The organism is Eudoraea algarum (genome assembly GCF_050589645.1).
Taxonomy (GTDB): Bacteria; Bacteroidota; Bacteroidia; order Flavobacteriales; family Flavobacteriaceae; genus JBNGOQ01.
The window spans coordinates 652,694-667,024 of sequence record NZ_JBNGOQ010000001.1; the positions used below are offsets into that span (position 1 = coordinate 652,694).

Genomic DNA, 14,331 nt, shown 5'->3' on the forward strand with positions numbered 1-14,331 from the left:
TTGTATTTTTCTGTCGCAAAAATAATTTTTAAAGCTGAAATAAACTACTCCAAGAATATTTTCCTATTTTCAACGGGTTCAAAGATATGCTGCGGCGGGCAAACCGGACTAAACTGCCACCGATTAAATAACCGAAAATTATGAATTCAAGAAGAAAGTTTATCAAAGATACTTCCGTATTGGGCACGGGTGTTTTTGTGGCCCCCGGCCTTACGCACGACTTGTTGGATGGGGAGCAGGATGCCAAGCTCAAAATGGGGCTGATCGGGGTAGGCCTCAGAGGGACCAATCATCTGAAAAATCTTTTGCTGAGAAAGGATGTCAATATCACCGCCCTTTGTGATATAGATGAGTCCCGAATAGAGATCGCCAAGGACCTGATTGCCAAATCTGGGGCCAAGCCTGCAAAAATATATGGGAAGAACGATTATGATTATCGAAATCTCCTCGGTACTAAGGAAGTGGATGCAGTGCTCATAGCCACACCCTGGTTGTGGCATACCCGTATGGCGGTAGATGCCATGCGGGCAGGAAAATATGTCGGGCTAGAGGTCTCGGCGGCAAATACCTTGGAGGAGTGTTGGGATCTGGTGAATGTCCATGAGGAAACGGGCACCCACCTGATGATTTTGGAAAACGTAAATTACCGCAGGGATGTCCTGGCAATATTGAACATGGTGCGGCAAAATGTATTTGGCGAACTGGTACATTTTAGATGTGGCTATCAGCACGATCTACGGGAAGTAAAGTTCAACAACGGAAAACAGCCCTATGGCGGCGGCGTGGAATTTGGTGAAAACGCGATTTCCGAGGCCAGATGGCGAACCCAACATTCCATAACCCGTAACGCGGATGTTTATCCCACTCATGGGGTAGGCCCCATTGCTGTCATGGCCGATATCAATAGGGGAAACCGCTTTGTGTCCATGACCGCCAACGCTTCAAAGGCCATAGGTCTGCACAACCATATTGTGAAACAGGGCGGAAAGGACCATCCCAATGCAAAGATTAAATTTAAACAAGGAGATGTCATTACCTCTACCTTGGAAACCGCTAGGGGTGAGACCATTATTGTAACCCACGATTGTAATTTGCCGCGACCCTATTCGCTGGGGTTTCGGGTGCAAGGTGCCAATGGGCTTTGGGAAGTGGATGGAAATCGGATTTATATCGAAGGAAAATCGGAACCCCACAAATGGGACAAGGCAGACGAATGGTTGCAAAAATATGACCACCCGCTTTGGAAGAAATACGGGGAATACGCGGAAGGCGCCGGACATGGAGGGATGGACTTTTTTGTGATCAACGCCTTTGTTGAATCTGCTAAATTGAACATTGCACCTCCACTGGACGTCTATGATGCGGCCGCGTGGAGTGCCATAACACCCCTGTCCGAAGCATCCATTGAAAACAATGGAACGGTCCAGAATTTTCCGGATTTTACTCGGGGTCTATGGATAAAGCGGAAACCGTATAACTGGATCAACGGGAATTTTTAAGCTGATGGACATACCTTCCCTTTTAATACACTAGCTGATAAATATCATTTCTATTTTGCCGCTACGGCCTTAGTTTTAAACATTGGTATATGATGGTCTTGGCGCTTGGCCGTACCAATCATATGCAATGACAACGGTTTAGTCACCCCAACAAACACATGTGTTATGGAATCAAAAAATGTAGGACTGGTATTGTCGGGCGGAGGTCACCGTGGGGCAGCGCACGCAGGAGCTATCAAGGCCTTGGAGGAGAACGGGATATTTCCCAATATGATATCCGGCACCAGCGCCGGTGCTCTAGTGGGCGCTCTGTATGCCTATGGGTACCAGCCATATGAAATCCTCGAAATTTTCAAAAAAATAAAGATTTTCAGTTTTTCCAGGTATGCGCGAAAAAAACCCGGTTTTGTAGATACCGATAGCTTTTATCAGTTTTTGATCAAGTACATGCCGGAGGACAGTTTTGAAATCCTTAAAAAGAAACTGTACATTACGGCCACCGACCTGGTCAATGGCAGTATTGAGGTCTTCCAAAAGGGCGCACTGATATCGTCTATCTTGGCCTCGGCCTCTTTTCCTGGAATATTTACCCCAGTGGCCCTGGGAAACTCGTTGTACGCGGACGGAGGCATTTTGGACAATTTTCCGGTAGACCCTATTAAGTGCCTGTGTGATGAGGTTTACGGTGTTTACGTGAGCCCCATAAAAAAAATGCAAATTTCCGACTTTAAACGATCGTACAACGTTATAGATCGGGCCTTTCATCTCAGGATGCATAGGGCTTCACTCGCGAAATTCCCAAGTTGCGATTTGGTGGTGTACCCCCAGGAGCTAAGCAATCATGGGCTTTTTAGCACCAACCAGCTCGACAAAGTGTTTGAAATAGGGTACCAATCTACCCAACAGGAGTTAAAAAAAAAACGTTCGGAACTACGCTTCCTGGAACACTAGCGTAGCAAACGTGGTATAGGATATCGTTACATGGAATTCATAGACTACTACAAGGTGTTGGGGCTCGATAAAACTGCCACTGAAGCCGAAATCAAGAAGACCTATAGAAAGCTGGCACGAAAATATCATCCAGATTTGAACCCTAACGACACGGCGGCAGAACAGAAATTCAAACAGATCAATGAAGCCAATGAGGTGCTGGGCGACCCTGAGAAACGAAAAAAATATGACGCCTACGGAAAGGACTGGCAGCACGCCGAGGCGTTTGAAAAGGCCAAGCGCTCCGGAAGAAAGCAAGGGGGTTTTGGGAGCTACACCTACAGCAAGGATGATGCCGGCGATTTTTCGGACTTCTTTGAATCCATGTTCGGAGGAGGCAGCTTTGGCCCGGGGAGTTCCCAAGTACGATATCGGGGACAGGATTATAATACGATGCTGCACTTGTCCTTGATGGATGTCCTGACCACTAAAAAACAAACGCTTACACTGAACAACAAGAAAATACGTATTACCATTCCAGCTGGTGTTGAGGATGGGCAAACCATAAAAATAGCCGGCCATGGCGGGCCCGGTATCAATCAGGGACCGGCAGGGGACCTGTACATTACCTTTTCCATTGCTAACGAAAAGGGTTTTAAAAGAGAGGGCGCCAATCTATATAAAACCATTGAAATTCCCTTGATCACAGCAATCCTTGGAGGGGAGCTTATGTTGGAAACCCTGGATGGAAAGGTGAAATTAAATGTAAAACCGGAAACTCAGAATGGAGCCATCGTAAAACTGAAAGGGAAAGGGGTTCCCAAATACAAAAAGGAGAATCAATATGGAGATCTGTACGTGACCTTTGCCGTAAAGCTACCAAAGCAATTGAACGATGAGCAACGGCAACTGTTCGAGGCGCTTGCAGCCACTAACCTATAGCATATGGCATGAAAACAAAGGATTACATAGCGTTAACGGATTTTTGTTCCCACTATGGCATAGATGAATCCATAGTGCTAATCTTCTCGGAATACGAGCTTGTTCAACTTAACACGGTCAATAGGAAGCCGCATGTTTCCAGGGACCAACTTCCAAACTTGGAGCGAATGCTACGTTTGCATCTCGAATTGGATATTAATGCGGAAGGCTTACAAGCCATTCACCACCTCTTGGATCGGGTAACCGATTTGCAGGAGGAATTAAAATTGCTTAAGAAAAGATTGGAACGATTTCATCAATAAAAGCAACACCTTTTAAACCTCTGATACCTGATATTGGCTGCATGCTACGCTACATGACTGATATCATTGTTAGCCCGTGGAGACCGGAATATATTTGAATACCCCATTTTGGGAATAGGGTATGATGGCAAAGGCTCAAATAACGGAGGGCATAAAGGATTTCCTGATTCAAATTGGGGAACTTTCGCATTTTGCCGGGCGTTTTCTCCGGGAAGCTCCCAAACGCCCATTCGAGTTTAATGAACTTCTACGCCAGTGCTATAGCGTAGGAAACAGGTCCCTGACACTTGTAGGGATTACAGGTTTTATCATTGGATTGGTCCTTACCCTTCAGACGCGGCCAACCCTTATAGAATTTGGAGCAGTTTCCTGGATGCCCAATATGGTGGGTATCTCCATAGTACGGGAAATTGGGCCCGTGGTCATTGCCCTCATATGTGCGGGACGGGTGGCTTCGGGAATAGGAGCGGAATTGGGGTCCATGCGGGTTACCGAGCAAATAGACGCTATGGAGGTGTCCGGTACCAATCCCTTTAAATATTTGGTGGTGACTAGGATAGCCGCGACTACCTTGATGGTTCCTATTTTGGTAATCTTGGGCGATGTATTGGCACTCTTTGGTTCTTATTTGGTGGAACATTTTAAGGGCGATGTTAGCTTTCAGCTTTTTTTTAACAAGATTTTTTCATCCCTGGATTTTGGCGATTTGATACCGGCCACCGTAAAATCCTTTTTCTTTGGTTTTGCCATCGGGTTGGTAGGTTGCTTTAAGGGCTATAATTGTAAAAAGGGTACCGTAGGCGTGGGAATGGCTGCCAATACGGCGGTTGTAATGGCCTCCATGCTCATCTTTATCCTGGATTTTATTGCAGTTTTCGTATCGGATATTTTTTATGAGCTATGAGGGAAGATAAAGACGTACTTACGGTTACAAAACCCCTGGAAAACAGGGAGGTGGTCATTGAAATCAAGGACCTCAGAAAGAGTTTCGGGGACAACCATGTGCTCAACGGATTTAATATGCGGCTATACAAGGGCGAAAACTTGGTGATCATGGGCAAATCGGGCTCCGGAAAATCGGTAATGATCAAATGCCTGATCGGATTAATGAAGGCCGATAGCGGAAGCATAAATGTGATGGGAAAGGACATACGTACCCTGGACCAAACCACTTTGGACGACCTTAGAACGGACGTAGGCTTTTTGTTCCAGGGCAGCGCTCTTTATGATTCCATGACCGTAAGGGAAAATTTGGAATTCCCCTTGAGGAGGCACATGAACAAATTTGGGGAGGGCTTGGATACCGAATCCCTGGTTCTGGAGACCTTGGGCAATGTAGGCTTGGCGCACACGGTCAATATGATGCCGTCTGAGCTCTCCGGTGGCATGAAAAGAAGGGTGGCCTTGGCAAGGACCTTGATTATGCGACCCAAGATCATTCTTTATGATGAACCTACAAGCGGTTTGGACCCTATTACCTCCAAGGAAATTATTGAACTGATGCTGAGCATACAGCAGAAATATAAGACCTCCTCCTTGATCATCACCCACGATGTGGATTGTGCTCGGGTTATCGCGGATCGGATGATCTTGTTGGTAGACGGGATTGATTACGCGGAAGGCACATTTAAAGAACTTTTGAAGGTTACGGACCAAAAGGTCAAGGCCTTCTTTAAACATTGACAACATGGATAGAACAACGAAGGAAAAAATGCGCTTGGGAATTTTTGTACTGGTCGGGACCGTCTTCCTGGTGATTGCGGCCTACCTGATAGGGAACAATCAGGACATGTTTAGCAGAACGTTCACGATCAGCACGGTATTTAACAACGTCAATGGATTGAGACTGGGCAACAATGTGCGTTTTTCAGGTATCAATGTGGGCATAGTAAAATCCATAGAGATGGAAAATGATTCCATTATCCGGGTAAAAATGGCCATAGAGGAGAAGATGCGAAAACACATCACCACGGATGCTGTGGCAAGCATTGGTTCGGATGGATTGGTGGGTAACATGATCGTGAACATCATACCGGGAAGGATGTCCGGGGAACGGGTACAGGAGGGGAACCAAATCGCGTCCTATAGCAGGATCGGTGCGGAGGACATGTTGGGTACCCTGAATGTTACCAACCAGAATGCTGCGTTGCTTACAGCCGACCTTTTGCAGGTTACACAGGCACTGACGCAAGGGAAGGGTACCTTAGGGAGACTATTGAACGATACCTTGATGGCTGGGGACCTGCAAAAAATGATTCTTAATTTGAAGCAGGCGAGCGGTAGGGCCAATAAAACGATAGCCGATTTAAATGCCTTTCTGGAAAAGGTGAAGTTTGAGGAAAGTGTGGCCGGGGTCTTGTTAAGTGATACGATTGCTGCCGAAAGGGTGCGATCTGTTATTGCCCATCTGGAATCTTCGAGTATTCATATTGATAGTCTTACAAGGAACCTCAATACGACAATCGGGGAAATAAGGCACGGAAAGGGCGCCGTGACCTATCTCCTAAAGGATACCACATTGGTACGGCGATTGGATAGCACGATGCTGCACATCCAAGAGGGGACGGCCCGGTTCAACGAGAACATGGAGGCCTTAAAACACAGTTTCCTTACACGCAGGTATTTTAGAAAGCTGGAAAAACAGGCTAGGGTGGAAGAAGAAAATTAATTTTCAGGACAACTAACAGGTATTGGGAGATGGTTTTTTTGGACCACAAAAAACATCAGCGATCGGGGACGGTAGATAGGTTTGGATAATAATACACGTCATCGATTTCCAGATCAAGCCAAGTGAAGTCGCCCTCCTGTAATTTCCAACTCACCTTGCATTTACTTGGAATGGTAAAGTTTTGGAACTCCTTATATTCCAAGGCCTCAATAAACCACTTTTCGAGCCGTGCGTCCGCGTCGTTTCCAAAATAACGTTCCGTTTCAAAGGAAACCATGCCACCTTCCGAATTGAATGTAAAGATGCCCGAGACTTTTAGGTTTTCTGTGGAGATGGTCGCTCTGGCTGAAAGGGAATCCACAGCTTCCCAAACAATGTTTTCATTAAGTGCCGCCGATGGGAACCAACTAATTTCGGCGAGATAACGTTGCATGGCCGCTGAGTTGATCTTATCGTCCGGCTGCACGTCCACGACCGGAAAAAGCCCCGATAACTTTATGAGCATCTCCCCCTTGCCGTTTTCCAACTTATCCCGCCCGTCCAAATAAATAAATGGAAAGGACCTCACTTTTGCTATCCAAACAAAGCCCGGTGAACGTGTGTTCACGTATTGCTCTGCCGTAAAGGGCATCCACCGCCCATCGGGGTCGGTTTTCATACGTCCTTTTTGTTCGATATGGGCCGTAGTTGGCTTTTGATGTCCCACCACCCCGGAGGCCAACACCCATTTTTGTACTATGGGGGGCATATGGGCAAGATCTTGCAAATAGATTACCGAAGTGTTTTTTGGGATCTTTTGAACCCATTGGGTACGGGCCGCTTTCAAGCTCCTGCTCTGGAACCGGTAGCTGCCATAGGAGGGTATACTGACAAGAAGAATAAGCAGGTTGGCCACGGTTCCGTATTTGGCATCCTTCCAATAGATTATAATAAGGATTTGCGAAATCGCCACGGCAAGGATAGCTAGAGTTGGCCACCATTCCTTTTTCAATAAAAGTGCAATGGCGCTTATACTAAAAACCAGCGTTGCCAGCAACCATGAAAGGCCAAGAGACCACGGGATATTTACGGTTAAACGGTCAATCTTCGCTAGTCCAAAAGCCTTTGCGAACCCCATGAGGTGGATAAGTCCATGGAAAAGCATTACCAAAGCCAGAAAGGTTTTCATGACGGCTCCTCTTTGACTTTCAATAAGGGCCTACATAACTTCCGATGATGTGGCGGACAATCGTTTTGTTCGTGCATGATGGGGAGCGCAGTTTTTTTGCTTGTCATTGGTTTAGGATTCAAATATATGAGGCAGTTGTTCACTGTCAATGATATATTCCGTTATGGCAAATACCTCTTTTCTATTTTGACGAAAGGATTTTACAAAATCGGCGATTTCATCTTCCAGGTGTTCGTGCTCCATTTTAAATATGGCCGCTTCTCCCGAGTTTGGATTTTCTACCAATTGTCCCAATTGGATGAGATGTTTTCCCACTTTGGCCAATAGGTCCTTGCTCTGTTTTCCTGTAGTAAAGAGGTTCTTTTTAATCTCCTTTACCAGGTCCAGGTTCTCCTTCTCGGTAATCCACATAAAGTACTTATCGATTAAGTGGTGCAAAAAGCGAAGATCGTCCCTGTAAAATTCCAGGTCGGATTTCCAGTGTTGGGTGAGGACATAAAGTTCGTCCCATGGGGCCTGCTGGATATATATTCCTTTGGGTCTATTTCTGTATTCGCTCATGGTGTATCATTTTTAATGATTAGATTATAAAATTAGCCACACTACACTATAGCTAAAATGACCGTTATCATTTTTATCCGGCAGGGATTGCAATAGATTCACCATCTGTTAGTCTAAAACCATGAAAACCATTCTATATGCCACCGATTGCTCAAAACATTCCGTAGGTGCCCTGGCTTATGCACATCAGCTATGCCTTGTACTAGGTGCCGATTTGGTGGTTTTGCATGTGTATGACCTTCCTCCGATTACGGTTTCCACGATACGTGCGCCTGCACAGATTAAAAAACTGGCTTTTCATGAACATTTTGACCTCTTAAAAAACTACGTGGAAAAGTATTTGGACGATAGGACCGAAGGGGTCAAGGTTTACCTGAGGCTTGTTGAAAATACATCCATAGTGGAAGGTATTCTTTCCAAATCACGGGAACTGCGGCCCGATATGGTCCTTGTAGGCATGAAGGGTACCCATACCCTGCGGGGCTTTTTTTCCGGAAATATTGCCAAGGCACTCATAGATAGGGTACACTGCCCCTTGTTGATAATACCCAACGACCTTGCCCACTGTACGATTTCCAATATTGTCTATGGGACCGATTTCGAAGAAGACGACATCATCGCCTTAAGAACATTGGTACGCATTGCTGAACCCTTTGGGGCGAGAATTTATGCCGTTCACATCCCAACCACAGGGGAATTTAGCGGTGAGGAGCAGTTGTCCTGGTTCAACGAAATGCTTTCCCAAAAGGTGGGGTATGCCAAACTGGAATTCAAATTATTTCGACACCAAGGGGTGTACAAAGGCCTAAGTGCTTATATGGTTCAAGTAAATGCAGATATGGTGGCGCTCCTGGAACGACAGGGCGAAGGATTTTTTCGGAAACTATTCCACAAAGGGCTGGTGAAAAAAATGGAATCCAGCGTCAATTTTCCGTTGTTGAGCCTCAATGCATAAAACCCTTTTCTAATAAAGGACCACTTACCGGCAAATGACTATAGTCATAGTTGGCATCCCTCCTTTTTTTTAGTTTCATCCTATCCAAAAGCAGCGGCCTATGAAGACCATATTATGTGCTACCGATTATTCCGAAAGCTCTGTCAGTGCCCTCAAGTTTGCAAAATTCCTTAGCGACAAGTTGAAGGCAGACCTGGTGATTCTGCATGTATACGATATAGATACCCTGGTAAGTCCAGTGAGCATTGCCTATGCCCGCATGCAGGAAGAGGCCTTGGCAAAGCACAAAGCAAAATTGACGGCTTTTTGCCAGGACCAATTGGGAACGGAACCAGATGGCAAAAAATTCCGCATAGTCGTGGACGAGCATAGCTTGGTCTGGGACGGAATCCTCGAACAACGCGAGGCCGTTGGGGCCGAACTGATCGTAATCGGGACGGAAGGAGGAAGCGGTTTGCGACGGTTGCTCATGGGCAGCACTGCCAAAGATTTGATCCATAACGCTTCTTGTCCTGTGCTGGCCGTTCCACCCGATGCGCTTCCTACCAAAATTGAAAGAATGGTTTATGCCACTGCCTTTGAACAAGCCGATATTTATGCCATAGGCAAGTTGGTGGCCCAATTTGCACGTCCTTTAAAGATTCCTTTGGACCTGGTACATATTTCTACCAAAGGGGAATACGCGGGAGAAGATCAAATGGAATGGTTCAAGGAAATGGTGCAGCAGCAGGTAGATTATGAAAACATGAGCTTCCAACTTCAGTTTTCGGAGGATGTCTTTGGTAGTCTAGCGGATTACATAACGGATGTAGATGCGCAGCTAGTGGCCATGCTGGAGCGCGAGGAGCAAAGTTTCTTAAGGTCCTTAACCCATAAGGACCTCGTAGAACGTATGATTTCCAAGGCCGGTATTCCGCTTTTGACCTTCAATAAGGCCCATCTATGAGGGATTAGTTATTTGGGTCGTTTATGATTTTCCCGTCCTCCATGAGGATAATTCGATCGGTACGTTGTGCGAAATCCACATCATGGGTCACTACTAAAAGCGAAAGCCCCTGTTCCTCCTTTAACTGCTTGAAAATTTGAAATACATTTTCTGCATTGTAACTGTCCAGGTTACCGGTAGGTTCATCGCCCATAAGAATCAAGGGATCGTTGATCAAGGCCCTGGCGATTGCAACCCGCTGTTTTTCTCCTCCCGAAATTCGGGAAGCGCGCTTTTTGGCCAAATGTTCAATATTGAGCATCTTTAGCTTTTCCATGGCATTGTGCATTATTTCCGCGTTCGTTTTCTCCGCCAGTTTTTTGGCGGGGAGCATCACGTTCTCGAGCACGCTGAACTCGGAGAGCAGGTAATGGAATTGAAACACAAAACCAATCTGTTTGTTCCGAAGCCTGGAAAGTTCGTTGTGCGGCTTTCCGGTCACCAATTCCTGGTCCAGGTACAGTTGGCCCTCGTAATCTGTGTCCATGGTAGACAAAATGTACAGTAAGGTGGATTTTCCGCAGCCCGACTTTCCCATGATGGAAGCAAATTCCCCTTTTTGTACGCCAAAGCCAATATCCTTTAACACGTGGAAAAGGACCGGCTTTCTAAAATGTTTGTTGATATCTCTGGCTTCCAGTACTAGGCTCATGGGGCAGTGATTAGGTTCCTCTTATAATGCGTACGGGATCAATGCGTTTGGCCTTTCTGGAAGGTAGATAACCCGCAACAAAGGTAGACAGGAGCGCAAAGGAAATACCGATGATGTAGTACATGATATTGTGATTAATGGGATAGGTGGTAATGGTGGGGAGCGCCTCCGTCTCAAAAGCCACGTTATCGATGAGCCTTGAAAGTCCAAAGCCGGCCAAGAGGCCCAAAATTCCGCCAATGGCCCCTATAATCAGGGCCTGGCTCATAAAAATAAGCTGTACATCGGTTCCCGAGAACCCCGTGGCCTTAAGGATGGCAATATCCTTCATCTTTTCGTAAATCAACATGTTTAAAATATTGTAGATTCCGAAACCGGCAACGATCAAAAGCGTCACGGAGACCGAATAGGTGATGAGGTTTCGAATATTGGAACCGGTTTCAAACTGGGCATTGGCCTCATTGATGTCCGTTGCCTTCAGGTCAAACTGCTGTTCCAATTGCCGGGCCATGGGTTCTGATTGTGAGAGATCAACAAGTTTAACGTTAATGTCTGTCAGGTAATTTTCGGCCTCCCCCAAGATACGCTGTACGGTCTTTAGGTTGGCAAAACTCTGGATATTGTCGATATCTGCCAGCCCACTTTGATAGATGCCCACAATCTTTAGTGGAAAGACATCGCCTTTTACCGTACTGATCTGTACCCGGTCCCCTATAGAAAGTGACATTTTCTTGGCGAGCCCCGCCCCTAACAAAATGGCGTTGTCATTATTTTTTAATGCTTCAGGGCTTCCTTGGACGATATAATCCTGCATGTTGGAGAGGCGTACCTCCTCCATAATGTCTATGCCGGTTAGGTTTCCACCCAGTTCAATAGAGCCCGATAGATAAAAGATCTGCGCCTTGATTTGGGGAGTGACCCCCCGTACATTGCCATCTTTCCTTAAAAAATGGAGTATGGGCAGAGCGTTGTGGATTTTCTTTTGGCTTTGTTTGGGCTTTATGGAATGAACAATGTTCATGGACCCCTTAAATTCGTCATACAGGGAAATGGGCTGTACTTTGGAGGGTTCTATTTCATTGTAAAGATGGATATGTGGTGTTTGATCCAGAATGAGATCATCGAGCATTTGGTTGAGCCCGGTCATAAAACTTACCAGGGTTATGTAGGCCCCTATTCCAAAAGTTACCCCCAAAGACGCCGTAATGGTAGACTTCTTCTTGGTGATGAGATGGGTCTTGGCGATATTCAATATGACTTTCCAATTGATCATTCCGTCGGCTTTAAAATAGGGGTGTCCGCGTCCAATCCGGATAAGATCTCTATCTCTTCCAGGTTTTGTAGCCCTGTGGTGACGGTGATAACGCCTGCTGAGGTTCGCACCTTGTTTTCCCCGATCAAATAAGCTTTTGGAATAGTCAGCGCATTTTCCTTTTGGGCAATAATGATGTTGCCCTCGCCGGCCAGGCCTGGGTACAGCACCTCCGGGGGTTTGGAAAAAGTGGCCTCTACCTTAAAGGTTTGTGACCGTTCGTCTTTTCGGGGATAAATCTTGCTTACGGTAGCTTCAAACACCTCGGAGTTGTAGGCGTCAAGAGTAATCAAGGCAGCTTGACCGATTTTGAGCTTCACAATATCCACCTCGTCTACCAGCATTTCGATAATAAAGGCATCGGTGCGCCCAACGGCCGCCAAGGGTTCCATAGTAGTCACGATTTCACCTGTATTCTTGTAAAGCGCATATACAGTACCGTTGATTTTGCTTTCCACCGTAAAGTCCTCGGTGGCGATCAAGGAAGTTTTATAGTTGTTCTCGGCCTGGCTCAACTGAGTCTCTAATTCGTTTTTGGTGCGATTGTACTTGCTCTGCAAGAGGGTCAGGTTATTGCGCGAAAGTTCAAAAGCCAACTTGCGGTTGTCATATTCAATTTTGGACCCGATCTGCTGTTCCCATAGGTTTTTTTGTCGCCCGTAGTTCACGGAGTCATTCTTCAGCTGCAATTTGGCAGCTTTGATCTCATCCAATATCGTGCTCAACACGGCTGCGCGCCCGTTATAGTTTTCACGGGCCAATTGTAGCGCGAGCAAGGCATTTTTGGTGTTTAGCTTGGGAGCGGTATTCTCTATTTGTAACAGTGGCGTGCCTTTTTGTACCGGATCCCCTTCCTCTACAAGGTTCTTCTCCAGAATGCCCCCAACAATGGCATAAGCTTGGTAAAGGCTGTCTGGCTGAATGGTTACCGAGGAATAGACCGATTCGGTGATTTCTGTCTTTGACGGGAGTATTTTTTCACCAGAGCTGTTGCAGCCCACCGCAATGAGTAGCAGTAGTGGTAAGCGCATAGATATTCTAATCATAGTACCGGCTTTCTAAACTCAGAATAACAATAAATATACTTATAAAAGGAACAACTCCTCTAAGGATGCATTGCTGCTTCCCTAATGTTCCCTGTACTGCTATGACTTTTAATACCGACATGATTTTTGTTTTAAGGTCCTAAGGTAAACCAGGTGCCTAGCTTTCCTCCAAGGAACCATAGGCCTCTATACGGGTTTAAGGCGTTCATTATTCGGTCATCAAATTGGACCTGATCAAAATGTACTCGTTTAAGTTGGCCATGTCTATGGCCCCGACCAATCTTTGTTCCTGGGTAACCGGAAAGAAGCTCCTACGTTCTTTCGCGATAAGCTGAAACACCTCTTTAACCGCTTCCGAAGCGTCTATGGTGCTGAAATCGGTATGCATGATGTCCTTGATCTGCAACTCGGGATTTCCGGCGTGCTTAATGATATCTTTATGGTACAATACACCATGGATGCTATCGGTCTCGGCAACGACAAAATCCCGCTCCGAACCGGCCAGTACAATCTTCACCACCTCTTGAACGGTCTGTTCCGGACGGATTATCGTGATATTGGTGAGCATGGCCTGGTGTACACTATGGCCTTCCAAAAGGGATTCTTGTTTTACCATTTTGTTCTCACCATATGCCGCTATGAAAATAAAGAGGGCTATCAGTATTAAAAAGGGGTTAAATAAAAATCCCAGCACAAAAAAAACCACTGCCAATAGCTGTCCTATCCGGGCAGCGATATCCGTTGCCCTCACCCGATCCATCCTCAATGTCAAAAGCGCCCGGAGGACACGACCGCCATCCATAGGAAAAGCAGGAACCATGTTGAATACCACCAGCATTACATTGGCAATGAAGAGATAGAAAAAGAAGGTCTGTGGACTAGGGGTGTTAAGAAGTTCCAATATTTGCATCGGTTCTGAAGCAAGGTAGCCCCTTACAGGTATCAGAAAATACAAAACAATTGCGATGACCACGTTCACAGCGGGTCCGGCCAAGGCCACTAGAAGTTCCTGCGCGGGTTTCTCGGGCATTTTGTCCATGGAGGCCACACCGCCAATGGGTAAAAGGGTAATCTCCCGGGTGCGTACATTGAACTTTCGGGCGGTAAGCGCGTGACCCAACTCATGGAGTACCACACATAAAAAAAGGACAAGAATAAGGCTCGTGCTAAACAAGGAGGACTGCAGTGAGCCGCCCTGTTTTAGTTCGGAATAGACTATCCAGATCAATAGGAGCGCAAAGGTCCAATGCACTTGTATCTTAATATCCGCAACCCGACCAAGGTTTAACACACCCTTCATAGGACAAAATT

15 protein-coding genes are annotated in these 14,331 nt (G+C 46.1%); 9 read left to right on the forward strand and 6 right to left on the reverse strand.

Annotated elements, in window-relative coordinates:
• Window positions 1-140 precede the first annotated feature (140 nt).
• From ACRD67_RS02975 to ACRD67_RS03005, 7 genes are all read left to right on the forward strand, one after another.
• The gene (locus ACRD67_RS02975; protein ID WP_430965548.1) at window positions 141-1,499 is read left to right on the forward strand and encodes a Gfo/Idh/MocA family protein; all 1,359 of its coding nucleotides are present in this window, start codon (window positions 141-143) and stop codon (window positions 1,497-1,499) included.
• 165 nt (window positions 1,500-1,664) lie between these two features.
• On the forward strand, window positions 1,665-2,450 hold the full coding sequence (locus tag ACRD67_RS02980) for a patatin-like phospholipase family protein (protein WP_430965549.1): 786 nt from the start codon (window positions 1,665-1,667) through the stop codon (window positions 2,448-2,450).
• Window positions 2,451-2,480: 30 nt separating this feature from the next.
• Window positions 2,481-3,371 carry a DnaJ C-terminal domain-containing protein gene (locus ACRD67_RS02985; protein ID WP_430965550.1) on the forward strand — a complete coding sequence of 297 codons (891 nt, stop codon included), beginning with the start codon at window positions 2,481-2,483 and terminating at the stop codon, window positions 3,369-3,371.
• An 8-nt stretch (window positions 3,372-3,379) separates the two neighbouring features.
• A complete protein-coding gene (locus tag ACRD67_RS02990; RefSeq protein ID WP_430965551.1) occupies window positions 3,380-3,673 on the forward strand; it encodes a chaperone modulator CbpM in 294 nt (97 codons plus the stop codon).
• A gap of 121 nt (window positions 3,674-3,794) precedes the next feature.
• Entirely contained in the window at window positions 3,795-4,577 is a 783-nt protein-coding gene (locus ACRD67_RS02995; protein WP_430965552.1) for an MlaE family ABC transporter permease, read from the forward strand.
• The gene (locus ACRD67_RS03000) at window positions 4,574-5,356 is read left to right on the forward strand and encodes an ABC transporter ATP-binding protein (RefSeq protein WP_430965553.1); all 783 of its coding nucleotides are present in this window, start codon (window positions 4,574-4,576) and stop codon (window positions 5,354-5,356) included. The genes ACRD67_RS02995 and ACRD67_RS03000 overlap by 4 nt, the downstream gene beginning before the upstream one ends.
• Before the next feature lie 4 nt (window positions 5,357-5,360).
• On the forward strand, window positions 5,361-6,341 hold the full coding sequence (locus ACRD67_RS03005; RefSeq protein WP_430965554.1) for an MlaD family protein: 981 nt from the start codon (window positions 5,361-5,363) through the stop codon (window positions 6,339-6,341).
• Window positions 6,342-6,396: 55 nt separating this feature from the next.
• Here the strand turns inward: ACRD67_RS03005 and ACRD67_RS03010 are convergent, their stop codons facing one another.
• Entirely contained in the window at window positions 6,397-7,509 is a 1,113-nt protein-coding gene (locus ACRD67_RS03010; protein WP_430965555.1) for a DUF6544 family protein, read from the reverse strand.
• 111 nt (window positions 7,510-7,620) lie between these two features.
• Window positions 7,621-8,070, reverse strand: coding sequence for a hypothetical protein (locus tag ACRD67_RS03015; RefSeq protein ID WP_430965556.1), 450 nt, complete (start codon window positions 8,068-8,070; stop codon window positions 7,621-7,623).
• A 121-nt stretch (window positions 8,071-8,191) separates the two neighbouring features.
• On the opposite strand from ACRD67_RS03015, the gene ACRD67_RS03020 reads away from it, so the two are divergent.
• The gene (locus ACRD67_RS03020) at window positions 8,192-9,025 is read left to right on the forward strand and encodes a universal stress protein (protein ID WP_430965557.1); all 834 of its coding nucleotides are present in this window, start codon (window positions 8,192-8,194) and stop codon (window positions 9,023-9,025) included.
• Between the two features lie 100 nt (window positions 9,026-9,125).
• Complete coding sequence (locus ACRD67_RS03025) at window positions 9,126-9,971, forward strand: universal stress protein (RefSeq protein WP_430965558.1); 846 nt, start codon at window positions 9,126-9,128, stop codon at window positions 9,969-9,971.
• 4 nt (window positions 9,972-9,975) lie between these two features.
• On the opposite strand, the gene ACRD67_RS03030 is transcribed toward ACRD67_RS03025, so the two are convergent.
• From ACRD67_RS03030 to ACRD67_RS03045, 4 genes are all read right to left on the reverse strand, one after another.
• Window positions 9,976-10,662 carry an ABC transporter ATP-binding protein gene (locus ACRD67_RS03030; RefSeq protein ID WP_430965559.1) on the reverse strand — a complete coding sequence of 229 codons (687 nt, stop codon included), beginning with the start codon at window positions 10,660-10,662 and terminating at the stop codon, window positions 9,976-9,978.
• A gap of 10 nt (window positions 10,663-10,672) precedes the next feature.
• A complete protein-coding gene (locus tag ACRD67_RS03035) occupies window positions 10,673-11,935 on the reverse strand; it encodes an ABC transporter permease (protein ID WP_430965560.1) in 1,263 nt (420 codons plus the stop codon).
• Complete coding sequence (locus tag ACRD67_RS03040) at window positions 11,932-13,020, reverse strand: efflux RND transporter periplasmic adaptor subunit (RefSeq protein ID WP_430965561.1); 1,089 nt, start codon at window positions 13,018-13,020, stop codon at window positions 11,932-11,934. The genes ACRD67_RS03035 and ACRD67_RS03040 overlap by 4 nt, the downstream gene beginning before the upstream one ends.
• 208 nt (window positions 13,021-13,228) lie before the next feature.
• Complete coding sequence (locus ACRD67_RS03045; RefSeq protein ID WP_430965562.1) at window positions 13,229-14,320, reverse strand: site-2 protease family protein; 1,092 nt, start codon at window positions 14,318-14,320, stop codon at window positions 13,229-13,231.
• Window positions 14,321-14,331: the final 11 nt, after the last annotated feature.

Excerpts from the sequence above, each read along its gene's own strand:
- ACRD67_RS03045 (WP_430965562.1), bottom strand. The coding sequence starts at position 14,320 with ATGAAGGGTGTGTTAAACCTTGGTCGGGTTGCGGATATTAAGATACAA.
- ACRD67_RS02990 (WP_430965551.1), top strand. The coding sequence starts at position 3,380 with ATGAAAACAAAGGATTACATAGCGTTAACGGATTTTTGTTCCCACTAT.
- ACRD67_RS03005 (WP_430965554.1), top strand. The coding sequence starts at position 5,361 with ATGGATAGAACAACGAAGGAAAAAATGCGCTTGGGAATTTTTGTACTG.
- ACRD67_RS03000 (WP_430965553.1), top strand. The coding sequence starts at position 4,574 with ATGAGGGAAGATAAAGACGTACTTACGGTTACAAAACCCCTGGAAAAC.
- ACRD67_RS03030 (WP_430965559.1), bottom strand. The coding sequence starts at position 10,662 with ATGAGCCTAGTACTGGAAGCCAGAGATATCAACAAACATTTTAGAAAG.
- ACRD67_RS02980 (WP_430965549.1), top strand. The coding sequence starts at position 1,665 with ATGGAATCAAAAAATGTAGGACTGGTATTGTCGGGCGGAGGTCACCGT.
- ACRD67_RS03025 (WP_430965558.1), top strand. The coding sequence starts at position 9,126 with ATGAAGACCATATTATGTGCTACCGATTATTCCGAAAGCTCTGTCAGT.
- ACRD67_RS02995 (WP_430965552.1), top strand. The coding sequence starts at position 3,795 with ATGATGGCAAAGGCTCAAATAACGGAGGGCATAAAGGATTTCCTGATT.
- ACRD67_RS03040 (WP_430965561.1), bottom strand. The coding sequence starts at position 13,020 with ATGATTAGAATATCTATGCGCTTACCACTACTGCTACTCATTGCGGTG.
- ACRD67_RS03035 (WP_430965560.1), bottom strand. The coding sequence starts at position 11,935 with ATGATCAATTGGAAAGTCATATTGAATATCGCCAAGACCCATCTCATC.
- ACRD67_RS02985 (WP_430965550.1), top strand. The coding sequence starts at position 2,481 with ATGGAATTCATAGACTACTACAAGGTGTTGGGGCTCGATAAAACTGCC.
- ACRD67_RS03015 (WP_430965556.1), bottom strand. The coding sequence starts at position 8,070 with ATGAGCGAATACAGAAATAGACCCAAAGGAATATATATCCAGCAGGCC.
- ACRD67_RS03020 (WP_430965557.1), top strand. The coding sequence starts at position 8,192 with ATGAAAACCATTCTATATGCCACCGATTGCTCAAAACATTCCGTAGGT.
- ACRD67_RS03010 (WP_430965555.1), bottom strand. The coding sequence starts at position 7,509 with ATGAAAACCTTTCTGGCTTTGGTAATGCTTTTCCATGGACTTATCCAC.
- ACRD67_RS02975 (WP_430965548.1), top strand. The coding sequence starts at position 141 with ATGAATTCAAGAAGAAAGTTTATCAAAGATACTTCCGTATTGGGCACG.